Below are 25,637 nucleotides of genomic sequence, written 5' to 3'. Positions count from 1 at the left end.
AAGGGCTATAAAAAATATAGCGCCTAAGCCTTATTCCGTAAGGGTTCCGAGAGGTCTAGGGGAGATAGGGGAGTTAGGGGGGTTAGGGCCGCTTCTCCGGGACGTACCGTCCCGAGTTCAGACCCCTGAGAAATCCTACCTAACCCCCCTACGCCCTCTAGCGATACCTACCTAGAACCCCCCTAGAACCTACCTAAACCCCCCTAGAAATCCCCTAAATCCCAAATAAATCAAGGATGAAGATGATGGACCCCCTGGACCCCACCACTTGGCTCGTGAGCGACTATGAAGCCGGCCTCTGTACTCGGGAGCAGATCGGCGGCCCTCGGACCATGGAAGTCGCTGTCGCGCCTGCCGCACCCATCGACGCTGATGCGCCTCCGCTCGCGCTGCGCGATCTGTTGCGCAATGACGCGCGGCAGGCGTATATCGAGCTGGGCGGTGCGGCCTATCTCAAGCGCAATCCTGAGTTGCTCGACAAGATTCTGGCCAAGGCAGTGGTGCCTGAGACAGCGTCACCAACGGTCAATATCCGACTCGATGAAATGCCATGGATCACTGCCCAGCGTCACGCGTACCGGCTCGGCGCAGATGCCGTGAAGCTCATCGAGACGGGCTTAGCGGCCGTGACCGACGCGACCCCTAAAACCGCCCCGAGCGTCGAAACCGCTCATGACGATCCGGCCTTGCCAGAGGCTGGCAGAAGCGGCTTTCCCGGCGAATAGGTACTCGGGTATCGGTCCGGGCGATAGCGCGCCTACGGCCCGATTTTCGCGTCGAGCGACTCGGGTCTAGTCCACCGAATAGCCACGCAGAGCTAAGTCATTGCGGTGCAATGATGACGGCGTTCCGAAGGGGAAGAGCGTGTGCGCCGGGGCCTTCTGCGACAGGGTGGTTAGGCGCACCTGAAGGTTGAGCTCTGCTGCCTCTGATCCATGACCCAGCACGACCATGCGCGACACGCGGCAGGCTCGCCATGGGGGTGGGCTGACCAAGCCTTCACAGCCATACCCATGAAGCGGCGGGGCCGGGTGGGTGGCTGTACTGTGTTGAGCCCCTCGGTCGAGTACACAGTGTTCGGTGCACACATCAACGTGAGGCGTCCGCAAGCTGCCATTGGAAGTGCATGCAGCTATCGACGTTGCATCATCGCATCTTGATGCGATTGATTGGGGTCGGTTGGACGTGACTCCCAGCGCTGTCCTCCCACATCAATTCGCAAGTATGGCCATCCCACTTTTCTGGTTCGTTCAGGTCTATAAAGACCCGCCCTCCAGGCAGTAGTCGCGTGAGAGGAAAAACGTCACCTAGAGGCGACGTAGGAACAAGACCTTGTTCAAGAATAAGTTGAACATTGCGTGCGGCGCTCTGTCCCGAGTTAATAATTTCCAGTCTAAAGGAAATGATGCGATTGCCGTGAAGCAGAGCCGTGAGCTTTGCCTTCTTTGCGTCCTCCATCGCAGCCTGTTTCTCGGCCAACTGAATCTTGTTGAGTTGGTGCTGTGCGCGCGCATAGAAGGCGGTGAACCCCGCACTCGCCAGGGAAACTGCGAGTGCACCTAAAGAAATCCAATCGCTGGTTTGCATCTTATCCTAGCGCAGCATCTGCTTCTGCGAGGAATTTTAAATTCGCAGCAGTCATGTGCATGATATAGCTCACGATATGCGGTGGCACGCTTACCGGCTCCGCTCCTTGCCCGTGGCCCGCCAGCTTATTCCTGCCCGTGGGAACCCCGCCTTCCAGCAGTGCTCGCAACCCTGTCATCTCAGATTCCCAGAAGCTGGGTATCAGATGATTGGCGAAGCAGATTCCGATCAACGTCTTGGCATTGTCCTTCGGCTCATAGGCCCAGCCGCGCTTTTTGCAGATACTCATCATCGCGCTTTCGAAGGCTTTTAAGCATTCGTTAAGAGCCTCCTTGGAGTTTCCATGCCGGTAATGTTCGTGCGCCTTTAAATACTCTTCCTGGGCACCTTTAAAGTGAGGTTGGCTCAGTAACTTTAACGTCGGTTTAACAACTTCGGCATGAATTAATTCGGAGTCAATTCTTATTATTTCATTGTTTGAGAATTGGTATCCGATGCTGTGCTCGCGAAATCTTGTGTTGAGATCGTTGATGGCCTTATCAACAAATGCGCTTGCATTTGGACGGCGAGCGTAATACTTCTTGCGGGCAATCTCATTCATTACCCTGAATGAGAGCTCAATTGCATCTAGAATTTGGCTGGGACCAATGCTGCTGAGTAAATATCCTTGCAATTCTTCGGACGAGGTTTTTCCGTTGTACCCCAAGTCGATCAAAGCAAATTTTCCGGATTCCTCGCGAAGTATTTTTACAATTATATTGTAGCATTCGTAAATCTCGGGGAAGTGAGAGTCTCCGAAGCCGTAATTCCATAAATATATGACTTGTACTCGAAACGCGCTAGGAAAATTATCGTAGGTAAATATATCGGAAGTTTCTTTTTCGAGCTGCCGTTTTCTTTTTGAATAAAGGTTGTAAACCATTTTCACCAATTAGGGGTAAAACCTAATTCCCTCAATTATCGATTTTAATTTACCGATTTTCGTAATTCGGCGAGAATTAAATATTCTCAGGCAATTGCGAAATGAATCGGAATTCTTTGTCAGCCGTTGATTCTGCAAGTAACGGGACGTACCCAGATGGTGGCAGGGAGCGGCTCGCTAGGGAAGATGGATTGCATCAATCGCTGCAAATTTATGAGCGCCACGCCGTTGAAGCCGAGCGTGAGTTGCTTGAAGCGTTCGCCGCCGATCCAGCGGCTATGGATCGGCTCTATCCCCATCTGCGCAAAGCCCACTTCCCTCGGCTGAAGCCCGACGCGTCCCTGAACGCCGCCTTCACCACGGTTGAAGCCGCGCTCTCTCAAGTCGCTTTGCCGAAGAGCCCCCAGCGCACGCCGACGCCTATGCCGGTGTTCTCGCCGAATCACCCAGAGCATGTGCCTCTCACCCCCGACGAGGAATTGCGCCCGTACGTGAAGGACAGCCCCGAGTCCGGCTTGATCGGCTTGCCCCCGCTGCTGGCCGAGTATTTCGGAGTCGCTGACGCGGCTCGTGCCGCTGAGTCGCGGTTCCGCAAGCAAGAGCAACGCACCCCGATGTATTCGCCCGGTGCATCCATTTCTCACACGGGTCCGCAGCCGTGGAAACCCGCAACCCACAGGAGTTGAAATGCCTCCAAACATCCACCCGAACTATCTGGCCGACGATGAGATGGCGGTGCTATCGCGGCCCGGCATCCTCACGCACCTCAAATTGCTGCGTAAATCGAACCCCGAGGCATACAAACATTTCGTTCGGGACTTTCAACAGTTCCGCCGCGCCGAGAACGGGGAGCGTGCTCGGCCTGACGCGATCAACAACTCATCGATGACCGATGAAGACCACAAGGCGAACCCGGCGTGGGCCGCTGGTCTCGCGATGCCGTTCGCTCCCCGGGATACGCACCGCCCCGACCGCGCCGCCAATCCTGAGGTGATGGCCTATCTCCGTGAGGCCAACCAGCGGCTGGAGGACGAGCAATTGACCGATGCGCTCCAGCAACGAATGGGTACGGACGCGGATCGCCCGCTGCCCCCGGAGACGTTGCGCGATCACATCGAGGCGGCGGTGAATGTCGTGGGTACGCAGGGCAACGAGTAACAGGAGCACACCATGTCTTCAATGGACTACTACGGCGACGTTGACCAACTGCCCGCCAGCTTTGGCAATGCCTCACTCATCCTGCAGCAGCATCGCCTGCGTGACCGCGAAGCCGACCTCAAGGAGCGGATCAAGGCCGCCCGGGAGAAAGCCGCACCGCAGGGGCAAATGGTCTCGGGCTACTACGTGGCCCCATCCAAAGCGCAGATGCTGACCCCACTGGTCGAGCAACTCACGCAAGCGTTGGAGAAGAAGGGCTTGGACGCCGACCAGACCGGGTATGACAAGTATGAGATGCAGGCTGTCAACCGGCACATGGCGTCGAAACCTTCGGACGATGCCCCGCAACCGACCAAGCTCGCCTGGGCCCAACAGGGCGCTCAAATTCCCGCGCTGCGGTCCCTCATGATGGACTACGCCAAGGATCAGCTTGTCAACGAACCGGAGCGGGTCGCGGTCCGCACCGATCGCAAGGAGGCCCGTGCCGAAACCATTGCGGAGGCTCGGCGTAGGCAGCAGGAAGACCTGGAATACAAGCGCGAGCATGACGCTGCCAACGAGCAGTTGCGGCGTGACCTCGCAGGCGACTCCAACGACCTTCGGCGCACGCTTGCCGCGGCTGTGCGGGCCAATAGCGGCGGGAGCAGCGACAAGGCCAGCAATTACCAGATCGTTCAAGACGCACAAGGCAGCGCGTATCGGGTCAATAAGCTCACGGGGGAAGTGAGTCCCCTTGGCGCCATCGGTCGAGAGACGGCATCGCTCACGGCGGACCGCACGAAGCAGGGAGAGAACAAGAGCAACGCGGCCAAGGCGCTCGAAGACCTGAACGAGGCCGAAACGCTGCTGAAGACAGCCACGGGTTCCAAGGTCGGTTCGCTCCGCGATGCTATCGCCGGTGCTGCAGGCATTTCGACGGAAGGCGCGAAAGCCGCCGCCGCTCTGGAAACCGTGGCGAACGGGATCGTGGCGAACATTCCCCGCATGGCCGGTCAGGTGTCGGACGCGGACTTGGCGTTTCTCAAGAAGCAGGGTGGCGAACTCGCGAACAAGGAGTTGCCAACCGAGACGCGCCTTGCTGCGCTCAAGCAGGTGCGTCGGATCATGAGTCGCGCCGCGAACGGCCCAGCACCCGCGCAGCCGCCTGCCGGGCCATCGATCCGCGATGCAGTCAAGGCCGCTACCGATCAGCAGTCCGCGCCCGCCCCCAAGATTCGGGTCTACAACCCCGCAACTGGTCGGCTGGAGTAAGCCATGGCGAAGCTCATCGCGCTCCCGGACGGGTCTACCGGCTCGTTCCCGGATGACATGGATGACGACGCGATCACAGCGGTGCTTCGCAAGCAGTTCCCGCCGAAGGAGTCCGCATCCAATCCAGCCGAGGGGATGTCAGCCACCGAGCGGTTCATGACCGGCGTTGGCGGCTCGGCGGCGCGGCTGCGGGACAAGATTTTCCCGCCCGGATCGCCCATTGATGCGATGACCTTCAGCCAGACCGGTGACAACGGCAGGGCGCGCAGGGCGGACCTCGCCACCTACGAAGCCAACAAAGAGGCCTTGGGCGCTGCGGGGAAGGTGGGGGAAATCACGGGCGAAGTCGCCGCCACCGCTGTTCCGATTGGACGCGCAACCTCGCTCGGCGGCAAGGTACTCGCTAAAACACTCGGCCGCATGGCTCCGGCGACCGCCGACATCCTTGCAAACGCAGGCTATGCCGCTGGAACTGCTGAACCCGACGAACGCGGCACTGCGGCGCTCGCAGGCGGGGCCGGGGCGGCTGGCGGCAGGGTGCTCACGCGCACGCTCGGGGGCTTGGCTCGGCCGTTCGTTTCCAAAGAGGCCCAAGCGCTTATTGACGCTGGCGTGCGGCCGACACCGGGGCAATTGTTCGGGGATGGTCCCATCGGCAGCGCCGTTCGCGGCATAGAGGACAGCGCCACGTCGATCCCACTCGTGGGCAGCGTCATCAAGTACGCCCGTGGCCGCTCCATCAGCGAATACGGCAACGCAGAAATCAATGCCGCGCTCAAGCCGCTCGGCGTCACCGTCAAGGGTTCCGGCGCGGAGGCGGTCGAGCAGGCGAGCAGGGTCGTTTCGGATGCATATGACCGCGTGCTCCCGCAGACCTTCATTCAGCCGAATAAGGTGAAAACGGCGCTGTCGAGTGCCCTCGTGTCCATCGACAAAATCCCGCTCATCACGGACGAGCAGAAGGGCGCGATCATGAAATACGCGGCCCAGAAGATCATGCCTGCGATCAGCGAAGCGGCGCAGCGCGGCGGCCCGATCAGCGGTGACGTGGCGAAGGGCATCGATTCCGAGATTGGCTTTCTCGCAAGAAAGAACAGCGCCTCGATGAACCCCGCCGACCATTCGTTGGGCGAGGCTCTGTACCAGCTTCAAGCGTCGTTGCGGGACACGGTTGAGGGCGTGACGCCGGAGGCGATCAAGGTGCTCGGCGCGGCCCGCAGCGCTTATCGCAACCTGCTGCCTGTCGTCAGCGCGGCTGACAAGAGCGCCACCGGCCAGTTCACGCCCCGTCAGCTCAACCGGGCCAGCAGCCAATACAACCAAACGCCCGGCGCTCTCAATCGTGCCGGTCAGAGCGTGCTGCCGAATACTGTGCCCGACAGCGGCACGGCAGGTCGAGCCTTGCTGGGCGCGGCTGCGGCGGGAGGGGTATCTCTGGGTGGGCCTGCTGCGGGAGCAACGCTCGCTGCGGCGCTCTACTCGGGCCCCGGCATGTCGTTCTTGGTGAATGGGCTTCGGGGTGTCGTGCCAGACAGAGTCATCAGCCATATCGCGTCGCTGCCGCCAGCCGGCCAACGGACGGCGCTCGAACAACTCGCGGCTCAAATTCCCGCCGTGGGCGACCGGTTGAAGGAACTGGTGCCCCAGGTGGCCCGAGCCATGGCGACCCAGAACCCCTCGACTCAGGAGGCGCAATGAGCTTCGTGAACCCAAGCGCGATACCGTTCTCAGGACAACCGCACTACAAGTTGACCCCCGAGCAGTTGCGGCAACGCGAACGGTGGATGGCCGACGAAGCCAGCCGCCTCATAGAGGCACGGCGTTCGACCGTTCGTCCCAACCCTCCCGTCACCATCATGGGGCAAACCGGCACCCCCTCCGCCACGTTGGCTTCGGCGGACAAATCGGACACCTCCGCTATCGCCGCAGAGTTGGTCGCGCGCCTCGCTCAACGAGACAAGGAACCCCGTGGCTTCTAATCCTTCCCGGCACGTCGCGTATCTCGGCACCTTCGCCATCGAGGACCACGTCTACATCGGCCATCTGTTCGATCATCCGGAGGTTGGCCCCGACGCGTACTCGATGAGCGTGCGGTCCGTGGACGCACAAGGCAATCAGATGGTCGCCAGCATGCGAGGGCGGTTCGGGCGGTTAGACACAGCCGTCACGTGGGCGCTGCTTCAAATGCTGGAATACATGCTCTCGGTCGGCATCGACATCGGCGATCTGGTCACGATCCACCCTGCGTCGGCGGCGGGCATCGACCAGGACCAGGTGTGCCTCGCCATCGTTGCGGAGGCGCAGCGGATTCGTGAAGAGAGCGCTGGAGCCACCAAGCACTAAGGAGCGAATGGTGGATTCAACGCCGTTCTGCACAAATGTAGAGGCGCTTTCGGAGGGTAGTCCGGAAGTTTCGCCCGTAGAGCCCCCCGATCAATGCCCCGTGCAAGCTGGCAGATCGGCGCTGGCAGCGACGGCGGGCGGGGAGGGTACTCGGGTACCGTCCGGCCCGGTCGGCGCGTTTACGGGGCTCGATCTACCGAAGGCGACCTTACACAAGGGGCCGGTCGGTCCAGACCTCCCGCCGCTGCGCCCCGGCCTGCCGTACACGCCCATCGAGGCATGCCAAGAACTGATGCTCGCCATCGTGGCGCAAGGGCTTGCCGACGACGACCTTGCCTATGTCGTGAGCCCCACGTTCATCCACCATCTTTTGTACGTGGGGCTCGACCCGGACGTGGCGCTTCAGGTCAAGGTCAAGTACCTGCGGGGGGAGATCAGACCTGCGCGTATTAGGGCGGATTTGCTGGCGGCGGAGCGGGTGAGTGCGGCGGGGAAATAGCTTGCACTTCGCTGCGCAGCTTCGCAACCTGCAGGTTGAGCATTTCGTCTTGCAGCGGTTGTATCTCGCGATGCCATTTGAAGAATCCAAACCCCATGAGAAAGAATCCCACGGCGGCAAGCGCGGAAAGCGAATTGTTGAAGTAGTCCTTGTCACTCTTGGCTACGTCAATCAGCCGCTCAAGCAATTGCTTCTTGATAGTGTCAGCTGCCGTGGGTTTCTCAACCGACTTGACCGCCTCTAGATCGATGAGCGACTTGTACATGAAGTCGTTGGTGCTTCTCTGGACTGCAATTACGCCGCCTATCGAGAAGATGAATACAAGAAGTCCGAACAAAGCGTAGAACTTGTAGATATTGTCGGTAGGTAGCGGGATTCGGCTCTCCATGGGCCCTCACTTTGTATGGAGCTTGAACCGTCCGACTCTAACCGTTGCATCATCCGCTTCGAGCACATCGGAGTAGGCCGTTTCGGTCCAATAAAAGCGTCCGGTTTTCTTCATCAGATGAAGTAGGCTGACCCCGCTGAAGTACACGGGATTTTGAAGAATGACGCTGTATTGGTCTTCGCGTACTAGCCCAAGTTCAATCCGCTGATTGCTGCCTGGATTCCGACCAAACCACTTGCCGCGTTGTTTGGTGACCACCGTGAGGGGGTGGTCTGTCTTCTCGCAAGGGAAGCTACGCGATTCCGTTTTGTAGCTGCACGATTGATCGAAGACGAGTTCATATTCAAACCCATGCGCCGCCGCCCCAGCCAACGCCATAACGCAGGCGATCGAAAAGTGTTTCATTTTGTGTCCTCCGAAGCGAGGATAGCGCGTTCACAACGTCACTCGGTCGATGTGCGAGTCGATGGCTCTTTTGTTCAAGAACGCGTAGTGCTTCTCTGTGACGGCGATGGACTTATGCCCGAGCGCATCCCGCACTACAGCCATTGGCACGTCCGCCTGTAGCAGCGTGGAGCCGAACGTGCGCCGTAGATCGTGCAGGGTTGCGTGCTTCTTCAGTCCGGCAAGTTCCTGCACGCGGTTCCATGCGAATGAAGGCTCCTCGATATGACCGCTGCTGGAGTTTTTGGGGGAGGGGAAGACCCATTCCCCGGCAGTACCGTCCAGTTCTTGGTACGCAGCCCAGTCCTTGAGCACCTGGACGGCATCGGGCCGCAAGCGCACGCGGATTTCTTCCCGGTTTTTGCTCTTCTGCCAGGGAATGAGCCACTCGCCTGTGTCGAGGTCCATGTCTTCCCAGCGGGCTGACGCGAGGTTGCCCCAGCGGACTCCGGTCAGCATGAGCAGCCGGATGAATGGCTTCACGTAGGGAAGGAGGGTAGGGTCGTCAAGGGCGGCAATGACGCGTGCGCGTTCGTCGCTGTCCAGTATTCGGGTGCGCTGCGGGGACTCCTGAATCTTGAGGCCGAGGGTAATGTCCCGGCCCTGATAGCCGCGCTTCTTCCGCGCATAGGAAAAAACAGCCTTAAAAGCTTTCGCTGCCCTGCCAGCCGCCGAAGGCCCGTTCGCGACAACTGCTCGCGAATGGCGGTCGTCTAGCATGGCCTGTGTGATGGACGCCAAGGGCTTGTCCAGCCAGTCTTTGTAGAAGCGATTGAAAATCTTTTCGGCCCACCGGGGGTCCCCAGTCGTCGGATCGGCTTTGAGCGCAGTCGTGTACGCCGTCAGGTACTCGCGCAGGATGAGCGGTTTCTCCGGGTCCGGTAAGCCTGCCTTGCGGCATTTGGCCTTCACTTCGTGAGCCCGAAAGACCTCAAGCGCTCGGTCCCGGAGTACTGACGCCTCTTCCCCCATGTACTCGCCCAGCGAAATGCGGACGGGCCGTTGAAGCTCGGGGCTCCATTTGTAAACGCCGAGGGTGCGCTTGCCCTTGTCGGTGACATACAGGCGAAGGTAGGACCGCTCGGAGTCCGTGTGCTCGCCGGGACCGGCGCTGAGGATTTTTGATTTGGTGAACGCGAATGTGGTCATGGCTAGGAATCCAGCTAGAACCTCGCGGGAACAGCCGGGAATCAGAGAGAAGTCGTTGGGCCTAATTGGAGGCCTGCTTCCCTCGGAAATCGCCACTTCACGGAAACGCGGGAACATGCGGGAACACCGCAGCCACTTTCAATTCGGAATGCCGTAGAGGGTTGTCATGGATGCCAATGATGCCGATAAAACGTGGGGCGCCGGGCGCTTTCCGGGTCGGCGACAATGCCGGGCTCCATGGAAACCCTTAACGACTGGCTCGCGCGCGCCGAGCAACTCCATCCCAAGAACATCGAGCTCGGCCTCGACCGCGCCAAGGAGATGGCCGCCCGCATGGGCCTGCGCTTCGACTGCCCGGTGATCACCGTGGCCGGCACCAACGGCAAGGGTTCGACCTGCGCCATGCTCGAATCGATCCTCACGCATGCCGGCTATCGCACGGCGGTTTTCACGTCGCCGCACCTGGTGCGCTTCGAGGAGCGGCTGCGGCTGGCGGGCGAGGCGGTCGATGCTTCCAAACTGATAGCAAGCTTCGAGGCGGTGGAAGTGGCCCGGGGCGACATGCCCCTGACGTACTTCGAGTTCACCACCCTGGGCATCCTGCGCTGCATGATCGAAGAGAAGCCCGACGTGGCCATTCTCGAGGTCGGGCTCGGCGGCCGGCTCGATGCGGTCAACATCATCGACACCGACTGCGCGGTCATCACCAGCATCGACCTCGACCACATGGACTATCTCGGCCCCGACCGCGAAAGCATCGGCTTCGAGAAGGCCGGCATCATGCGCCCGGGCAAGCCCGCCATCGTGAGCGACCCGATGCCGCCGCAAAGCGTGGTCGACCATGCAGCGGCCATCGGCGCCGACCTCTGGCGCTTCGGGCACGATTTCAATCTGTCGGGCGACAAGCAGCAGTGGGGCTGGTCGGGCCGCGGCCGGCGCTACAGCGGGCTGGCCTATCCGGCGCTGCGCGGCGCCAACCAGCTGCTCAATGCCGCGGGCGTGCTTGCGGCGCTCGAAGCACTGCGGCCCCGGCTGCCGATCACCGCGCAGGCGGTGCGCACGGGGCTCGCGATGGTCGAGCTGCCCGGCCGCTTCCAGATCGTTCCGGGCGAGCCCGCGCTGGTGCTCGACGTGGCGCACAACGCCCATGCGGTGGCGGCGCTGGCCGAGAACCTCGACGCGATGGGTTTCTACCCCACCACGCACGGCGTGTTCGGCGTCATGGCCGACAAGGACCTGGCCCCGATCCTCGCGCGCATCGGGCCGATGATCGACCGCTGGTACTTCACCGACCTGCCGACGCCGCGCGCCGCCAAGGCGAGCGATCTGCTCGCGCGCTGGCAGGCGCAGAACGCCCGCACCGACGTCTCCGGCAGCGTGCATGCGAGCCCGATGGAAGCGCTGCGCGCAGCCATCGAGCACGCGGACCCCGCTGATAGAATCGTGGTCTTCGGATCGTTCTTCACCGTGGGTGGCGTGCTGGAGCATGGCACTCCGCGGCTGCAAGCCAAACACCTGCTGCCCGGCGGCTGATCGCCGGCCCGTCCGCACCATCTGGCACACACCTCGCTGCACTCCTTCAGGGATCGAACTTCATGGCGTTTTTCAAGTTCCGCACGCGCGGCCCGCAAGGCAACGAAGGACGCAGCGCACCGGCCGCCGTCCCCGCGGAAAGTGTCGAAACCATGCGTCGCCGTGCGCGCCACCGGCTGGTGGGCGCGGCGGTCCTGGTGCTGCTTGGCGTGATCGGATTTCCGCTGTTGTTCGACACCCAGCCGCGCCCCATTGCGGTCGACATTCCGATCGAGATTCCCGATCGCAACAAGGTCAAGCCATTGCCGGTGCCCGCCACGCCTGCGCCCGCCGCACCGGCGACCGGCGCGGCCGACCCCGGCACCCGCGTGGCCACGGCACCGTCCGGGAGCGGCGGCATGATCACCGAGCGTGCCGACGGCACCGAAATCACCGACTCCGGCAAGCCGGCGGCCAGCACGCCTGCGGCCGAGACGCGGCCCGCGGCCGAAGCCAAGCCGGAGCGCAAGCCCGAGCCAAAACCCGAGCCGAAGCCGGAACCCAAACCCGAGCCGAAGCCCAAGCCGGAAGCCAAACCCGAACCCAAGCCCGCAGCCCCCAAGCCGGCCTCGGCCGACGACGGCAACCGCGCGCGCGCCCTGCTCGAAGGCAAGCCGTCCAACACCAGCACCAAGCCCGCCGCGTCCGAAGACGGCGGCCGCTTCGTGGTGCAGGTCGGCGCCTTTGCCGATGCCGACAAGGCCCGCGAAGTGCGGCAGAAACTCGAGAAGGCCGGTCTCAAGACCTATGTGCACGTGGCCAAGACGGCCGATGGCGAGCGCACGCGTGTGCGTGTCGGCCCGTTCGGCTCGCGTGCCGAGGCGGACAAGGCCGCCGAGAAGGTCAAGGGCTTGTCTTTGTCGGCCGCGATCCTCACGTTGTAGTAGCCATCGCCCGCCGCCGTGGCCCTGCTCGACTGGATTGCTGTCACGCTCGTTCTCGTGTCGATGCTGTTCGGCCTGGTGCGGGGCCTGGTGTTCGAGGTGATTTCGCTGGCGGGCTGGGTGGCTGCATTCATTGCCGCCCAGTGGCTGGCGTCGGATGTGGCGGCCTGGCTGCCCTTCGGCGACCCGCAGGCCACCTGGCGCTATCCGCTGGCCTTTGTGCTGGTGTTTGTTGGCGTGGTATTCGGCGTGGGCCTGGTGGCGGCGCTGACGCGCAAGCTGATTGCGGCTGTCGGCCTCAGGCCGGTGGACCGGATATTGGGTGGGGCCTTCGGAGCGGCGCGGGGTGTGGTTGCCCTGCTCGTGCTGGCGGTCATTGTTCATTTGCTGGCGTTGAGCGACAGTGCCTGGTGGCACGAATCGCACAGCGCCAATGTTCTCGATGCGGCATTGCAGGGCCTGAAACCCGCGCTGCCTGAAAAGTTGGCAAGCTACCTGCCCTGAGAGGAATCGTTCATGTGTGGAATCGTCGGCGTTGTCAGCAACGCACCCGTCAATCAGCTGCTCTATGACGCCTTGCTGCTGCTGCAGCACCGCGGCCAGGATGCGGCCGGCATCGTCACCCTGCTGGAGCGCAAGTTCTTCATGCACAAGGCCAAGGGCATGGTGCGCGACGTGTTCCGCACGCGCAACATGCGCGCGCTGCCGGGCAGCGTGGGCCTGGGCCAGGTGCGCTACCCGACCGCGGGCAACGCCTACAGCGAGGAAGAGGCACAGCCCTTCTACGTGAACGCGCCCTTCGGCATCGTGCTGGTGCACAACGGCAACCTGACCAACGCGCATGCGTTGCGCTCGGAGCTGTTCTCCACCGACCACCGCCACACCAACACCGAGAGCGATTCGGAAGTGCTGCTCAACGTGCTCGCGCACGAGCTCGAGCGCGCGTCGCGCGGCGTGCCGCTGAATCCGGCCGAGGTGTTTGCCGCGGTCAAGAACATGCACAAGCGCCTGCGCGGCTCCTATGCCGTGGTCTCGCTGATCGCCGGCCACGGGCTGCTGGCCTTCCGCGACCCGTACGGCATTCGTCCGCTCTGCATGGGCCGCAGTGCCGACGGCACCGTGATGGTGGCCAGCGAATCGGTGGCGCTCGAGGGTTCGGGCCACGTGTTCGAGCGCAACATCGCGCCGGGCGAAGCCGTGTTCATCGACCTGCAGGGCAACGTGCATTCGATGCAGTGCGCCGAGGCGCCCACGCTCAACCCCTGCATCTTCGAGTTCGTCTACCTGGCAAGGCCCGACTCGGTGCTCGACGGCATCTCGGTGTACCAGGCGCGGCTCAACCTGGGCGAAACGCTGGCCAAGCGCGTGGTGTCCACCGTGCCGCCGAACCAGATCGACGTGATCATTCCCATCCCTGAATCGAGCCGCCCGAGCGCCACGCAGCTCGCGCACCTGCTGGGCATTCCGTACCGCGAAGGCTTCGTGAAGAACCGCTATGTCGGCCGCACTTTCATCATGCCGGGGCAGGGCGTGCGCAAGAAGTCGGTGCGCCAGAAGCTCAACGTGATCGCCAGCGAGTTCAAGGGCCGCAACGTGCTGCTGGTGGACGACTCCATCGTTCGCGGCACCACCAGCCGCGAGATCGTGCAGATGGCGCGCGACGCCGGTGCGCGCAAGGTCTACCTGGCCAGCGCGGCACCGCCCGTGCGCTACCCCAACGTCTACGGCATCGACATGCCCACCAAGGACGAACTGGTGGCGCATGACCGCACGGTCGAGCAGATCCGCGAACTGATCGGCTGCGACGCGCTGATCTACCAGGACGTCGACGCCATGAAGCGTGCCATCGGCTCGCTCAACCCCAAGCTCGACGGCTTCGATGCCTCCTGCTTCGACGGCGTGTACGTGACCGGCGACATCGACACCGAAGCCATCTCGCGCATGAACGGCAACCGTCCGCGCGTCGAAGAGACCGAAGAGGATTCTTCGCGCCTGGCGCTTCCCAACCACAGCGAGTGAGAGCAGACGAAGTGACCGACGAAGAACGAACACTGCCGCCCGGGTTGCATCCGGAGACGCTCGCGCTGCGCACCGGGCTCGCGCCGAGCCAGTACGGCGAGCATTCCGACGCGCTTTTCCTGACCAGCGGCTTCGTGCAGCCCGACGCCGAAACCTCGATGCGCCGTTTCGCTGGCACCGAGCCGGGCTTCACCTACTCGCGCACCTCGAATCCGACCGTGACCAGTTTCGAGCAGCGTATCGCGGCGCTCGAAGGTACGGAAGCGGCGATCGGCGCCTCCACCGGCATGGGCGCGATCCTCATGATGTGCATGGGCCTGCTCAAGGCCGGCGACCACGTGGTCTGCTCGCGCTCGGTGTTCGGCTCCACGCTGAACCTGTTCGGCAAGGAGTTCGCCAAGTTCGGCGTCGAGACCACCTTCGTGTCGCAGACCGACGTGGCCGAATGGCGCGCAGCCGTGAAGCCCAATACCAAGCTGCTGTTTGCCGAGACGCCGACCAACCCGCTGACCGAGGTCTGCGACATTCGCGCGCTGGCCGATGTGGCGCATGCGGCGGGCGCGCTGCTGGCGGTCGACAACTGCTTCTGCACGCCGATCCTGCAGCGTCCGGCGGCGCTGGGCGCCGACCTCGTCATCCACTCGGGCACCAAGCACCTCGACGGCCAGGGCCGCGTGATGGCGGGCGCGATCTGCGGTCCCTCGAAGCTCATCGTCGACGTGTTCGGGCCCATCGTGCGCACCGCCGGCATGGCGCTGGCACCGTTCAATGCGTGGGTCGTGCTCAAGGGCATCGAGACGCTCGGCATCCGCATGAAGGCGCATTGCGCGAACGCGATGGACATTGCTCAATGGCTCGAGAAGCAGCCGGGCATCGCACGCGTCTACTACCCCGGGCTCGCCTCGCATGCGCAGCACGAACTGGCGATGCAGCAGCAGTCGGGGCAGGGCGGCGCGGTGGTGTCGTTCGACGTGGTCGGCGACTCGCCCGAGACGGCGCGCGCCAATGCCTTCCATGTCATGAACAGCACGCGCGTGGTGAGCCTTGCCACCAACCTCGGCGACGTGAAGACCATCATCACGCACCCGGGCACCACCTCGCATGGCCGCCTCACCGAGGCGCAGCGCCAGGCGGCTGGCATCGGCCAGGGGCTGATCCGCCTCGCAGTCGGCCTCGAGCACGCCGACGACATCAAGGCCGACATTGCGCGCGGTCTGAGCACCCTGAATCCACGATAACGAAATGACCGGCAAAGTACGCACCCGCATCGCACCATCCCCCACGGGTTTCCTTCATCTGGGCACGGCGCGCACCGCGCTCTACTCATGGGCCTATGCGCGCCACCATGGCGGCGAGTTCGTGCTGCGCATCGAGGACACCGACGTGGCCCGCTCCACGCAGGACTCGACCGACCAGATCCTCGCCTCGATGCACTGGCTCGGCCTGGATTACGACGAAGGCCCGATCTACCAGATGCAGCGCCTCGAGCGCTACCGCGAAGTCATCGCGCAGATGCTCGCGGCCGGCACGGCCTACCACTGCTACTGCACGCCGGCCGAGCTCGACGAGATGCGCGAGGCGCAGCGCGCGCGCGGCGAGAAGACGCTGTACGACCGCCGCTGGCGCCCCGAGCCCGGCAAGGTGCTGCCGCCCGTGCCAGAAGGCGTGCCGCCCGTGGTGCGCTTTTGCAACCCGCCCGAAGGCGACGTGAGCTGGAACGACCTCGTCAAGGGCGAGATCACCATCAACAACCGCGAGATCGACGACCTCATCATCTTGCGGCCCGACGGTGTGCCCACCTACAACTTCGCGGTGGTGGTCGACGACTGGGACATGGCCATCACGCATGTGTTCCGCGGCGACGAGCACATCAACAACACGCCGTGGCAGATCAACATCTTCCGCGCGCTTGGTGCACCGCTGCCTGCGTTCGGCCACGTGCCGGTCATCCTGGGCGACGATGGGCAGAAGCTCTCCAAGCGCCGCGGCGCGGTGAGCGTCACCGCCTATGAAGAGAACGGCTACCTGCCTGAAGCCATGCTCAACTATCTTGCGCGCCTGGGCTGGAGCCACGGCGACGACGAGCTCTTCACGCGCGAGCAGATGGTGAGCTGGTTCGACGGCTCGCACCTTTCGAAGAGCCCCGCGCAGTGGGACGCCGCGAAGCTCGCATGGGTCAACGCGCAGTACATCAAGGCCAAGGCCGACGCGGAGCTCGCGCCGCTGGTGGCCGCGCAGCTGAAAAAGCGCGGCATCGAAGCCGACGATCGCCTGCCCGCCATCTGCGCGCTCTTCAAGGACCGCTGCGAAACCACGGTCGCGCTGGCCGACTGGGCCGCCGCGTTCTACGCGGACGTGACGCCGGGCGAAGCCGACCTCGCGCAGCACGTGACCGATGCGGTGAAGCCCGTCATCGCAACGCTCGCCGAGAGGCTCGCGAGCGTTGCGTGGGAAAAAGCTTCGATCGCCGCGGCCATCAAGGAAGTTTTGGCCGCGCATTCGGTGAAAATGCCCGTGTTGGCCATGCCGGTTCGTGTCCTCGTGATGGGAACACCGCAGACGCCATCCCTCGATTCGGTGCTCGCAATCTTTTCTCGTGAAAAAGTTGTCGAGCGTTTGAAAAGGGCCTGATTTTTCGGTCTATAATTTGAGGCTCGACAGCGACGCAGGGTGATTCTGAAAAGAAAAGCCTGAAAGTCAAATGGGGGTATAGCTCAGCTGGGAGAGCGCTTGCATGGCATGCAAGAGGTCATCGGTTCGATCCCGTTTACCTCCACCATCAAAAGTGTCGAGAAGATAAGTGCTGATCGCAGCACGGTTCCTAAGGTTTTGACCCTATCGTCTAGAGGCCTAGGACACCACCCTTTCACGGTGGCTACCGGGGTTCGAATCCCCGTAGGGTCGCCAGTTTCGCGCAAGTGAAGCAGGCACAAGTCGTCAGCACTTGGCTCCGCAAGGAGTGAACGTTGTCTACCAGGAGTGGTAGTTCAGTTGGTTAGAATACCGGCCTGTCACGCCGGGGGTCGCGGGTTCGAGTCCCGTCCACTCCGCCAGTCAAAGAGCGGGTTGCATCAGAAATGGTGCAACCCGTTTTTCTTTGGGCTTCTTCGCGCTATGCGTACGAGCGCTTGATGCCGCCGGGAGCCGAATCCCGGCTCCCACCCAGTCTCGCCTGCAGGAGGGCCAGGAGCGCGAGCACCGGCAGGGCCAGTTCCAGGATTTCCTCGAAGCTGAGCATCAGGTAGCCGCGAAAGGCCGTAGCAGAGCCTGCGTCGACCAAGCCCGGCTGCTCCGCAAAGGAAAAGGGTGCCTGATCGAGGATGATCGCAGCCCCGATGACCGCGACGAAGGTCAGCGAGGTCGTGGCTTCGGGCCGCCATTGCCGCCAGGCGCGCATCGCACGGCTTGCGGACCAGGCGCGTCCGGCCAGCCACCCGGCCGCAATGGCGACGGGCGCGAAGGCGGCCATTGCCGCAAGAACGTGCGAGCGCGGTGCTTCCAGCAAGCTGGTGCCCCAATGCGCCAGATGCCAATCCGCCTCCCGGGCCGCGAACGCAAGAAGCAGGACGCAGATGGCCACGCGGTCCGGCCGCGAGAGAAACGCCACGCGAACCATCAAGACGCACAGCACCGCGGCCAGGTACAGGAGAACCGTGCTCTTCTCGACGGGCCCGTTTTCCTCCAGCACCGCCGGCCCGATCGCCTGCGGCGTGTTCAGGCCGACCCAGGCAGCGGCGAAGACGAACACCAGCATCAGGCATGGCCCGGCCCTGCCGTCGGCCAGGACGCGCAACGGCCGCGCCAGGGTTGCTGCAACGTGGGGAGCGAGCTTGGGCGCAATCGCCTGCATCGCAAACAGCGCCGCGGCAATGGCCGCACCCAGCAGCGCACCTGCCGCGACATCGAACGGAAAATGAATGCCGACATGGATGCGAGCCCAGCCCGTGGCCACGGCCGCGCCAAGAATGACGAGCCCGACGTCGCGCGTCGAGCGCCGCCGCAGCAGCATGAAGGCCATGGTGAACATCACCGAGGCATGCGTGCTGGGCAGCCCCGCGCGCAGGCCGTGGGGAACGTGCGCAGGGCTCAGCCCCATCATGAAGGGACGGGGCATGCCCACGGAGGCAGCGATCTCCTGCGAGATCAGTGAAGCCGCACCGCCGGCGGCCAGCACCGCCAGCACGCAAGGCCGCTGCGCGACCCGCCGCCACGCGACCCAGGCAAGAACCACTGCACATGCCCACGACGAACCCAGCGCGATGGCCGACGCCAGCTGAAGCATTGCGGGCGAGGGAGCGAAGCCCGCCGCAAGTGCATCGAAGAGGGCGAGATTCAGCGGATGCATCCTTTTTGATTCACTTTCCTTGCGGGTTCGGGTCGTCCACGCGAACGACGTGGCTGCATCGTAAAACGAGCTTCGCCACGCGGCTATGACACAACACTTCTTCGGTCTCGATCAATCGATGCGGTCGACGCCGCACCAGCGCGCCATGAACACCGCCAGCACGGCGCTCACCTGCACCAGGCTGTCGATGGAAACCCACTCGTCGATGCCGTGGATGCTGGAGCCCGTGGGGCCATAGCAGACCGCGGGCGTCTGCCCATAGATGTTGAAGAACTTCGCGTCCGTCGTGCCCGTGAAGGCCGTGGGTTCGAGTGCCTGCCCGACGATGTCCTGGTGGCACTTCGAGAGCTCGGTGACGATCGGCGAATCCAGGTCGAGGTCGAAGCCGTCGGCCTGGAAGCCTTCGTAGATCAGCCGGTAGCGCAGGCTCTCGCGAGCCGGATGCGCGGCGTAGGCGGCAGCCAGCACGGCCTCGACTTCGGCCTTGGCGCGGGCCACGTTCATGTCGGGATAAAAGCCGATGCGGATGTCGCTGCGGCATGCCGAGGGCACCGACGAAGCCCATTCGCCGCCCTGGATCTTCCCGAGGTTGAAGTTGATCGGATGCGCGTGATGCGCGTAGCTGCGATAGCGATTGGCAGGCTCGTTCCAGCGCTGCTCGAGCTTCTTGAGTTCCGAGAAAAGGTACAGCGAGAAGTCGATCGCGCCGACACCGGTCTGGGCCACCGAGGCGTGCACCGGCTTGCCCAGCACCTCGAGCGCGAACCACAGCACGCCCATCTGGCAGGTCATCACGCCGCCGAGCGGCTCGGGGATGATGGCCGCGTCGGCACGGTAGCCCTCGACCAGACAGGCCAGCGCGCCGTTGCCCGTGCACTCCTCTTCCACCACCGACTGAAAGTACACCGGCGATGCCGGTTCGAGCCCGAGCGATTGCAGCGCCGCATACGCCATCGTGTAGGCCGCAATGCCGGCCTTCATGTCGGCTGCGCCGCGGCCGTAGAGCCGGTCGCCCTCGATCACGGGTTGGAAAGGCGGGTGCTTCCAGAGCAGCTCGGCGCCGGTCGGCACCACGTCGATGTGGCCGTTGAAGATCAGCGAGCGGCCCTTCTGCGGCCCGCGGGGCTGGTGAATGCCCACCACGTTGGTGCGCCCTTCGTACGAGGCGATGGAGGGCGAGTAGCCCGGATGCCGGCGGATCTTTTGCTCGTCGATCTCGAACTGGTGGACGCGCAGGCCCAGCTTCGCGAAGGACTGGGCCATGAAGGCCTGTGCATCTTGCTCGTGCCCCAGCAGCGAAGGATGCGCAACGAGCTGCTCGAGCATTCGAACGGCCGGCGCGCGCAGCGCGTGGGCGGCCTCCACGATGGCGGCTTCGCTGATCCGGTCTTCGGCGGGCTGGGGCATGGCGTCGGGGCCGCCTGCGTTGGCGGCGCTGGAAGAAGGAGCTTCATTCTTCCACGCCGCGCAGGCGCGTGACGGAACCATGTTGGCTGCGCCCTGGTAATTCTCGCGCGCATGGCCAGCCGGCGCCCAAGGGCTCCAGCCGCCAATCGGCCCAGTCATGGGGCGGCCGATCGGGCCCATCGTTCCTGGATGGCTCGACTTCGCGTAGGCCGTTTTCCCAAGTCGGCTTCAGCGGTATTTTGCGGTCTTAGCATGAGTGTTCGAACAGGCTGCCGAGGCCGCGAAAGAAAGCGCCTCGGCCTTTCCATCGTTCCAGCCAGCAAAGGAGAGCGTCATGCGATCCATCCAGTTCCGAAGCCTTGCGCTTGCGTGTGCCGTTGCAGTGGGCGGTGCCGCGGTGGTGGGCTGCACCACCACGCGGCCCCAGGACCAGGCCAGCAGCGCTTCCACGCGTGCATCGATCGATGCCCAGGTCGACGCCGCATTGTCCAAGTTGTACGACACGGTCAAGGGCTCGCGCGAGGTTGTTTCCTCATCCAGCGGCGTGCTGGTGTTTCCCGCCGTGGTCGGCGCCAGCATGGGCATCGGCGCCGAATACGGCCGGGGCGCGCTGCGCGTGAACGGCCGCACGCAGGCCTACTACAGCACCACTGCCGGCTCGATCGGCTTCCAGGCCGGCGCCCAGTCGAAGGCCGTGATCTACGTGTTCACCACGCAGGCCGCGCTCGACAAGTTCCGCAACAGCAAGGGATGGACGGCCGGGGCCGATGCCACCGTGGCCGCCGCAACCATGGGCGCGAACGGCAGCATCGACACCAACACGCTGCGCCAGCCGGTGGTCGGCTTCGTCTTGACCAATGTGGGGCTGGAAGCGGGCGTTTCGCTGTCGGGCGCGAAGATCACCGAGATCCGGCTGTAGCCAGCTGCGCCTGCAGTTCGGCGACTTGCTGGCGCAGGCCCTCGTTCTCGGCCGTGAGTTCGGCCACGCGCTGTTCCAGCAGCTGAACAGTGTCGGGCTGCCTGGCAGATGGATCGGCCGGATCCGATTCGGCCGACTCCTCGCGCGGCTTGCGCTTGGCCTCGCGAACCCGCTTGGCGGCCTGCCTGAGTTCGTCCTTGCCCGCATTCGCCGCCGACACCTGCTCTTCGGCAGGCAGGCTCGCCACGGCCGCCGCCGTGTTGATGGAGATCACGCCCGACTTCACGGCCGCCACCAGTTCAGGCGCGGCCTGCTTCTGGATCTTCTCGATCATCACGACCTGGTTGCTGCTCAGGCGCGCGGCCCTCGCGATGGCCTCGCGGCTGCTCAAGGGGGCAGGCGGGGGCAGGACCGCGGCGCTGCCGGCAGACGACTCGGCAGCAGGCGCATCGGCATCGAAGGGCGCGCCGTCGCCGTCCGACGGCGCCGTCTCGGCCAAGGCGCGCGCACGGCGCTCGTCGACGATGTCTTTCTTCCTGAGTGCCAGCACGCCGCGCAGGAAGTCCGAGATGCTGCGCCGCCCGAGGTGCTGGTCGATCATCCACAGGTGCACGTCCTCGATGGTCTTGAAGCGCGTGTTCTGCACCGTCTGGAACGGCAGCCCGTGCTTCTGGCAGATGCCGTAGCGGTTGTGGCCATCCACCAGCACGTCGCCCCATAGCACCAGTGCGTCGCGGCAGCCTTCGGTGAGGATGCTGCGTTCCAGCGCCTCGTGCTCCTCCGGAGTCAATGGATCGATATAGGCTTTGAGTTCTTCGTTGACGACGATGTTCATGGGGCAGGGATCGGGGAAAGGGGCGGAATTCTAGTTGCGCGGTGGACCCGATCATCCTGCCGTCATGCAGGCGCTCCACCATCGATGAGCGGACCGGCCGATTTCCGGCACTCGCCTGTCTCGCTTTTGCGTGCTCAAACGTCTAACGGACATGGGACACGAAGAGGGCGGGATATCGGGTTTTTTTGTACCCACAAGTAGTAATAGTTCTCATTTGCATTGAATACTTCAGGAGTAGCGGCTTCATGTTCACCTGTCTGCATCCTCGCCGACGTTCTCTTGGGCGATCCGTGCCCCGCCTCGCATGATGCGAGAGCCGATCGACAGCGCGCTGCACCTTTCGGAGCCCACGCTCGCGGAGGTCTTCATCGCAAATCGTGCTCAGCTCCTGCGCGTGGCGCGAAGAATCGTTCGCACCGCGGAGCTGGCCGACGATGTCGTGCAGGACGCCTACCTCAAGATCACCGACGGCCCTTGCGTACGCAAGGCCGATCGGCCGATCGGCTATTGCTGCCAGGTCGTGCGCAATGTCGCGCTCGACTGCTGCCGGCGCCACACCGTCGAGGCCAACTACCGCACCTTCGATGTCGATGTCGAAGTGCTCGATGTCGCCGGTGCGCCCACCCCCGATCGCCTGATGCGCGAACGCCAGGCGATCCAGGCCATCGACAAGGTGCTCGCCGGGCTCCCTGCGCGCACGCGCCTGGTGTTCGAGCTCTACCGGCTCGAAGGGCTCACCCAGCGCGACATCGCGCAGCGCCTGGGATGCGCGCTTGGGCTGGTGAACGGCCTGATTGCCGAGGCGGCGCAGGCGATCAAGGAATGCGGCCGCCTGCTCGAGGACGACTGAGTCTTTGCACGCCCGTGGGCTTGGTGTAGGGTAAAAGCCTTAGCCCCCGCGCGACGTGCCGATGTACTGTCGCGTGATGCCTCACACCCTTCACGCATGACACAAGAACAGGACGACCCCATCTGGAGCACCGCATGGCAGTGGGTGCAGCGCGAGTACGACCACGAGAGCTTCGATGCCCGCGCGCGGGCCGAGATGACGGCCTGGCTTCTTGCCGATCCCCGGCACCGCAAGGCCTACGACAGAGCCGCCCGGCTGTGGCTGCTGGCCGGACTGGTGCCGCCGGCCGCTGCGGAGTGAACAGATCGTGTCCTGAAACGTCTTGTTGATCAGGAGCGACGAGATGGCCAGCCGGCCGTCGACTCGCCTTTCATCCTGTTCAACCGCATAAGGACGCACCCATGTCGACGAGTTGCTTCGATCGCGAAGACGAGACCTTCATCGTTCTGGTCAACCACGAAGACCAGTATTCCATCTGGCCCCACTGGAAGGCCGTGCCGAAGGGCTGGACGGCGGTAGAAGGCGTCAAGGGCGACAAGAAGACCGTGCTTGCCCACGTCGAGCAGAACTGGACCGACATGCGTCCGCGTTCGCTGCGCGAGTGGATGGCGCAGCAGAACCCGGCGACCGGAGGAATCGCAGCCCAAGCCGCGGCGGGTTGACGCGCGTGGACGCGAGCGTCTCGCTGCTGTGCCTGCCTTGTGCGGGCGCCAGCGCAACGATGTACCTGCGCTGGCGGCGGCTGCTGCCGCGCTGGCTCCGCATCGTGCCCGTGGAGTTGCCCGGCCGTGGGGGCCGGCTGTCCGAGCGCCTGGTCCGGAACTTCGATGAGCTCGTTGCGCAGGTCTGCGTAGAGCAGGCCGAGGCGCTGCGCGGCGAGTTCGCGATCTTCGGCCACAGCATGGGATCGTTGCTGGCCTACGGCATCACCCGCCGGCTGCAATCGTTGGGGCGCCCATTGCCGCTTGCGCTGATGGCTTCCGGCAGCTGTGCGCCTTCGCGGCGCGATCCTGCGCGCTTCGCAGGCAAGACCGACGACGCATCGCTCACGGCCGAGTTGCGCAGGCAGGGCGGAACGCCCGAGGAAGTGTTCGCGAGCGCGGAGCTCATGCGCATCACGCTCGACATGCTCGGCGCCGACTACCGCGTGTGCGAGAGCTTCCGATACCGCGAAGATGCGCCGCTGCCCATGCCCGTGCATGTCTTTGCCGGGCGCGAGGACGACATCGACGCGGCTTCCGTCCATGCATGGTCGGCCGAGGCGGGGGGTGTCTTCACGCTCGATTGGTTCGACGGCGGCCACTTCTTCATCCGGCAGCGCGAAACAGCATTCCTGGCCGCGCTCACCGAGCGACTCGGCCAGGCCGTTGCAGGAGCGCGCCATGCGTCCCGTGTCCTGGCCTGACCCGCTTCCCGCAGGCATCGAGGTCTACCGCCTCGACTTCGACCTGGACGCCGATGTCTCGGCCGAGCGCCGGCTGCTGGCACTCGCCGAGCGCGCGCAGGCCGACAGATATGCGCGCACCGCCGACCGCGTGCGCTTCACGGCCACGCGCGCGGCCCTTCGCGGCCTGCTTGCGCGGCGCGTGGGCTGCCAGCCGGCCGACGTGCGGTTCGCGGCGGGCCTGCATCGCAAGCCCTTCCTCGACGTGGCCGGTGGCGATGCGACGCTCTTCAACGTCTCGCACTCGGGCGCTCATGCACTCATCGCACTCGCCGATCCCCGCGTGGTCAGCGCGGTGGGCATCGACATCGAGGCCTGCAGGAGCGACGTCGACGCCGAGGCCGTCGCTTCGCTCGCCTTCACCGGCAGCGAACGCCGCGCGCTGCAGGAAGCCGGCGATCCACTGCAGGCCCTCTACAGCCGCTGGGTGGGCAAGGAGGCGGTGCTGAAGGCCGTCGGCGTCGGCGTGGCCGAGCACCTTCAATCCATCGGCATCCACTCCGGTGCGAACGGGCGATACGTCCTCGAATGCGCCGTTGCCGAATGGTCCGGTCTTCAAGCCGTGGCGCTCGATGCGCCCACGGGCTATGCCGCCGCGCTCGCGTGGCGTGCCAAGGAATCGACATGAATGAAACGCTCACACGGTTCGTGCGCAGCAAGGCGCCCGCCGGCTCCGACCTCCCGGTCCTCATGACACCCGCGCATGCCGGCGAAGACCTGCTCTCGGCGGTGCAACGCCTGCGTCCGCAGATCGAGGAGTCGCTCCTTGTCGCCGGCGGCGTGCTGCTGCGCGGCTTCTCGGTGCCGGCGGTGGAAACTTTCCAGCAGTTCGCCTCGTCGTTCGGCCATCCGCTGCTGAAGTACGAGTTCGCCTCCACGCCGCGCTCCGCGGTGTCGGCCTCCACCGGCGCAGGTGTCTACACCTCGACCGAATACCCGGCGCACCAGAGCATCCCGCTGCACAACGAGCAGGCCTACACGCGCGAGTGGCCGATGAAGATCTGGTTCCACTGCGTGACCGCCTCGCCCGAGGGCGGCGAGACACCCATTGCCGACAGCCGCGCCGTCTACCGCCGCATGCCCGGGCACATCCGCAAGCGCTTCGAGCCCGGCATCCTGTACGTGCGCAACTTCGGCGAGATGGACGTGCCATGGCAGCAAGTGTTCAACACCGAAAGCCGCGCCGAAGTCCAGGCCTTCTGCGAGCGCTCGGGCATCTCGTGGGAATGGAAGGACGACGGCGGCCTGCGCACCCGGCAGCTTTGCCAGGCTGTGGAGACGCATCCCGTGACCGGCGAGCAGGTGTGGTTCAACCAGGCCCACCTGTTCCACATCTCTGCGCGCGAGGCCGAGGAGCGCGAAGTGCTCGAAGAAATCTACGGCATCGAGAACGTGCCGCGGAACACCTTCTTTGCCGACGGCTCGACCATCAGCGATGAGATCTTCGCAGAGGTGCGCGCCGTGCTCGATGCGGAGACGGTGGCCTTCCCGTGGGAGGAGGGCGACGTGCTGATGCTCGACAACATGCTGGTGGCGCATGCGCGCTCGCCGTTCAAGGGGCCGCGCAAGGTGATCGTGGCCATGGCCGAGCCGTACGGCAATCTGGGCCGCTTCTAGAAAA

General features: G+C 64.0%; 29 protein-coding genes and 3 tRNA genes. 24 read left to right on the top strand and 8 right to left on the bottom strand.

The genetic code is table 11. The features are described 5' to 3' along the window. The first annotated feature begins 236 nt into the window (after positions 1 to 236). Positions 237 to 725, top strand: a complete 489-nt coding sequence (locus ACAM54_RS18495; protein WP_369648514.1) for a hypothetical protein — start codon at positions 237 to 239, stop codon at positions 723 to 725. A 421-nt stretch (positions 726 to 1,146) separates the two neighbouring features. Here ACAM54_RS18495 and ACAM54_RS18490 read toward each other — a convergent pair whose 3' ends face one another. Together ACAM54_RS18490 and ACAM54_RS18485 are read right to left on the bottom strand one after the other, a co-directional pair. Next, entirely contained in the window at positions 1,147 to 1,587 is a 441-nt protein-coding gene (locus ACAM54_RS18490) for a hypothetical protein (protein ID WP_369648513.1), read from the bottom strand. 1 nt (position 1,588) lies between these two features. Then, on the bottom strand, positions 1,589 to 2,509 hold the full coding sequence (locus ACAM54_RS18485; RefSeq protein ID WP_369648512.1) for an STM4504/CBY_0614 family protein: 921 nt from the start codon (positions 2,507 to 2,509) through the stop codon (positions 1,589 to 1,591). Between the two features lie 191 nt (positions 2,510 to 2,700). On the opposite strand from ACAM54_RS18485, the gene ACAM54_RS18480 reads away from it, so the two are divergent. The 7 genes from ACAM54_RS18480 (at position 2,701) to ACAM54_RS18450 (ending at position 7,760) form a co-directional block, all read left to right on the top strand. Next, the gene (locus tag ACAM54_RS18480; RefSeq protein ID WP_369648511.1) at positions 2,701 to 3,195 is read left to right on the top strand and encodes a hypothetical protein; all 495 of its coding nucleotides are present in this window, start codon (positions 2,701 to 2,703) and stop codon (positions 3,193 to 3,195) included. Between the two features lies 1 nt (position 3,196). Then, complete coding sequence (locus ACAM54_RS18475; protein ID WP_369648510.1) at positions 3,197 to 3,667, top strand: hypothetical protein; 471 nt, start codon at positions 3,197 to 3,199, stop codon at positions 3,665 to 3,667. Positions 3,668 to 3,679: 12 nt separating this feature from the next. Further along, positions 3,680 to 4,918 (top strand): hypothetical protein, encoded by a 1,239-nt coding sequence (locus tag ACAM54_RS18470; RefSeq protein ID WP_369648509.1) that lies wholly within the window; start codon positions 3,680 to 3,682, stop codon positions 4,916 to 4,918. 3 nt (positions 4,919 to 4,921) lie between these two features. After that, on the top strand, positions 4,922 to 6,616 hold the full coding sequence (locus tag ACAM54_RS18465) for a hypothetical protein (protein ID WP_369648508.1): 1,695 nt from the start codon (positions 4,922 to 4,924) through the stop codon (positions 6,614 to 6,616). Further along, a complete protein-coding gene (locus tag ACAM54_RS18460; RefSeq protein ID WP_369648507.1) occupies positions 6,613 to 6,897 on the top strand; it encodes a hypothetical protein in 285 nt (94 codons plus the stop codon). Before ACAM54_RS18465 ends, ACAM54_RS18460 begins: the two co-directional genes overlap by 4 nt. Beyond that, positions 6,887 to 7,261 carry a hypothetical protein gene (locus ACAM54_RS18455; RefSeq protein ID WP_369648506.1) on the top strand — a complete coding sequence of 125 codons (375 nt, stop codon included), beginning with the start codon at positions 6,887 to 6,889 and terminating at the stop codon, positions 7,259 to 7,261. The genes ACAM54_RS18460 and ACAM54_RS18455 overlap by 11 nt, the downstream gene beginning before the upstream one ends. A gap of 100 nt (positions 7,262 to 7,361) precedes the next feature. Next, positions 7,362 to 7,760 carry a hypothetical protein gene (locus ACAM54_RS18450; RefSeq protein WP_369648505.1) on the top strand — a complete coding sequence of 133 codons (399 nt, stop codon included), beginning with the start codon at positions 7,362 to 7,364 and terminating at the stop codon, positions 7,758 to 7,760. Here ACAM54_RS18450 and ACAM54_RS18445 read toward each other — a convergent pair. From ACAM54_RS18445 to ACAM54_RS18435, 3 genes are read right to left on the bottom strand one after another with little or no spacing between them, the layout of a single operon-like run. Further along, a complete protein-coding gene (locus ACAM54_RS18445; protein WP_307697612.1) occupies positions 7,711 to 8,148 on the bottom strand; it encodes a hypothetical protein in 438 nt (145 codons plus the stop codon). The two genes, ACAM54_RS18450 and ACAM54_RS18445, sit on opposite strands and share 50 nt — an antisense overlap. Positions 8,149 to 8,154: 6 nt before the next feature. Further along, the gene (locus ACAM54_RS18440) at positions 8,155 to 8,553 is read right to left on the bottom strand and encodes a hypothetical protein (protein WP_307697613.1); all 399 of its coding nucleotides are present in this window, start codon (positions 8,551 to 8,553) and stop codon (positions 8,155 to 8,157) included. Between the two features lie 30 nt (positions 8,554 to 8,583). After that, on the bottom strand, positions 8,584 to 9,741 hold the full coding sequence (locus tag ACAM54_RS18435; protein ID WP_369648504.1) for a tyrosine-type recombinase/integrase: 1,158 nt from the start codon (positions 9,739 to 9,741) through the stop codon (positions 8,584 to 8,586). 225 nt (positions 9,742 to 9,966) lie between these two features. Here ACAM54_RS18435 and folC point away from each other — a divergent pair, with 225 nt between their 5' ends. From folC to ACAM54_RS18390, 9 genes are all read left to right on the top strand, one after another. After that, positions 9,967 to 11,274, top strand: a complete 1,308-nt coding sequence (gene folC, locus ACAM54_RS18430) for a bifunctional tetrahydrofolate synthase/dihydrofolate synthase (RefSeq protein ID WP_192323645.1) — start codon at positions 9,967 to 9,969, stop codon at positions 11,272 to 11,274. 62 nt (positions 11,275 to 11,336) lie between these two features. After that, positions 11,337 to 12,197 (top strand): SPOR domain-containing protein, encoded by an 861-nt coding sequence (locus tag ACAM54_RS18425; protein WP_145746042.1) that lies wholly within the window; start codon positions 11,337 to 11,339, stop codon positions 12,195 to 12,197. A gap of 18 nt (positions 12,198 to 12,215) precedes the next feature. Next, a complete protein-coding gene (locus tag ACAM54_RS18420; protein WP_145746043.1) occupies positions 12,216 to 12,701 on the top strand; it encodes a CvpA family protein in 486 nt (161 codons plus the stop codon). A 12-nt stretch (positions 12,702 to 12,713) separates the two neighbouring features. Then, positions 12,714 to 14,216: an amidophosphoribosyltransferase gene (purF, locus tag ACAM54_RS18415; RefSeq protein ID WP_145746044.1), complete on the top strand. Its 1,503-nt coding sequence runs from the start codon at positions 12,714 to 12,716 to the stop codon at positions 14,214 to 14,216. Between the two features lie 11 nt (positions 14,217 to 14,227). Beyond that, positions 14,228 to 15,454 carry an O-succinylhomoserine sulfhydrylase gene (locus ACAM54_RS18410; protein ID WP_007835509.1) on the top strand — a complete coding sequence of 409 codons (1,227 nt, stop codon included), beginning with the start codon at positions 14,228 to 14,230 and terminating at the stop codon, positions 15,452 to 15,454. Positions 15,455 to 15,458: 4 nt separating this feature from the next. Then, positions 15,459 to 16,847, top strand: coding sequence for a glutamate--tRNA ligase (gene gltX / locus ACAM54_RS18405; protein WP_369648503.1), 1,389 nt, complete (start codon positions 15,459 to 15,461; stop codon positions 16,845 to 16,847). 72 nt (positions 16,848 to 16,919) lie between these two features. After that, a tRNA-Ala gene (locus ACAM54_RS18400) sits at positions 16,920 to 16,995 on the top strand. A gap of 52 nt (positions 16,996 to 17,047) precedes the next feature. Continuing rightward, a tRNA-Glu gene (locus ACAM54_RS18395) sits at positions 17,048 to 17,123 on the top strand. 69 nt (positions 17,124 to 17,192) lie between these two features. Next, a tRNA-Asp gene (locus ACAM54_RS18390) sits at positions 17,193 to 17,269 on the top strand. A 59-nt stretch (positions 17,270 to 17,328) separates the two neighbouring features. Here ACAM54_RS18390 and ACAM54_RS18385 read toward each other — a convergent pair. Both ACAM54_RS18385 and ACAM54_RS18380 read right to left on the bottom strand, forming a co-directional pair. After that, positions 17,329 to 18,561, bottom strand: coding sequence for a phosphatase PAP2 family protein (locus tag ACAM54_RS18385; RefSeq protein ID WP_369648502.1), 1,233 nt, complete (start codon positions 18,559 to 18,561; stop codon positions 17,329 to 17,331). Positions 18,562 to 18,672: 111 nt separating this feature from the next. Then, a complete protein-coding gene (locus ACAM54_RS18380) occupies positions 18,673 to 20,127 on the bottom strand; it encodes an ArgE/DapE family deacylase (RefSeq protein WP_369648501.1) in 1,455 nt (484 codons plus the stop codon). A gap of 175 nt (positions 20,128 to 20,302) precedes the next feature. Between ACAM54_RS18380 and ACAM54_RS18375 the strand changes: the two genes are divergently transcribed. Further along, complete coding sequence (locus ACAM54_RS18375; RefSeq protein WP_145746047.1) at positions 20,303 to 20,887, top strand: YSC84-related protein; 585 nt, start codon at positions 20,303 to 20,305, stop codon at positions 20,885 to 20,887. On the opposite strand, the gene ACAM54_RS18370 is transcribed toward ACAM54_RS18375, so the two are convergent. Continuing rightward, positions 20,868 to 21,722, bottom strand: a complete 855-nt coding sequence (locus tag ACAM54_RS18370) for a plasmid replication/partition related protein (protein WP_369648500.1) — start codon at positions 21,720 to 21,722, stop codon at positions 20,868 to 20,870. The genes ACAM54_RS18375 and ACAM54_RS18370 overlap by 20 nt on opposite strands. A gap of 304 nt (positions 21,723 to 22,026) precedes the next feature. Here ACAM54_RS18370 and ACAM54_RS18365 point away from each other — a divergent pair, with 304 nt between their 5' ends. From ACAM54_RS18365 to ACAM54_RS18340, 6 genes are all read left to right on the top strand, one after another. Beyond that, complete coding sequence (locus ACAM54_RS18365; protein WP_369648499.1) at positions 22,027 to 22,572, top strand: sigma-70 family RNA polymerase sigma factor; 546 nt, start codon at positions 22,027 to 22,029, stop codon at positions 22,570 to 22,572. Positions 22,573 to 22,668: 96 nt separating this feature from the next. Further along, on the top strand, positions 22,669 to 22,872 hold the full coding sequence (locus ACAM54_RS18360) for a DUF4880 domain-containing protein (protein ID WP_369648498.1): 204 nt from the start codon (positions 22,669 to 22,671) through the stop codon (positions 22,870 to 22,872). 101 nt (positions 22,873 to 22,973) lie between these two features. Then, positions 22,974 to 23,234, top strand: a complete 261-nt coding sequence (locus ACAM54_RS18355) for an MbtH family NRPS accessory protein (protein ID WP_145746051.1) — start codon at positions 22,974 to 22,976, stop codon at positions 23,232 to 23,234. 5 nt (positions 23,235 to 23,239) lie between these two features. Continuing rightward, a complete protein-coding gene (locus tag ACAM54_RS18350; RefSeq protein WP_369648497.1) occupies positions 23,240 to 23,977 on the top strand; it encodes a thioesterase II family protein in 738 nt (245 codons plus the stop codon). Further along, the gene (locus ACAM54_RS18345; RefSeq protein WP_369648496.1) at positions 23,955 to 24,644 is read left to right on the top strand and encodes a 4'-phosphopantetheinyl transferase superfamily protein; all 690 of its coding nucleotides are present in this window, start codon (positions 23,955 to 23,957) and stop codon (positions 24,642 to 24,644) included. Before ACAM54_RS18350 ends, ACAM54_RS18345 begins: the two co-directional genes overlap by 23 nt. Further along, the gene (locus ACAM54_RS18340) at positions 24,641 to 25,633 is read left to right on the top strand and encodes a TauD/TfdA family dioxygenase (RefSeq protein WP_369648495.1); all 993 of its coding nucleotides are present in this window, start codon (positions 24,641 to 24,643) and stop codon (positions 25,631 to 25,633) included. The genes ACAM54_RS18345 and ACAM54_RS18340 overlap by 4 nt, the downstream gene beginning before the upstream one ends. Positions 25,634 to 25,637: the final 4 nt, after the last annotated feature.

Origin of the sequence: Variovorax sp. V93, assembly GCF_041154485.1 — a bacterium.
GTDB classification, from domain to species: Bacteria; Pseudomonadota; Gammaproteobacteria; order Burkholderiales; family Burkholderiaceae_C; genus Variovorax; species Variovorax beijingensis_A.
The sequence above is the reverse complement of the archived record's forward strand: the minus strand, read 5'-3'. Positions and strand labels throughout refer to the sequence as shown.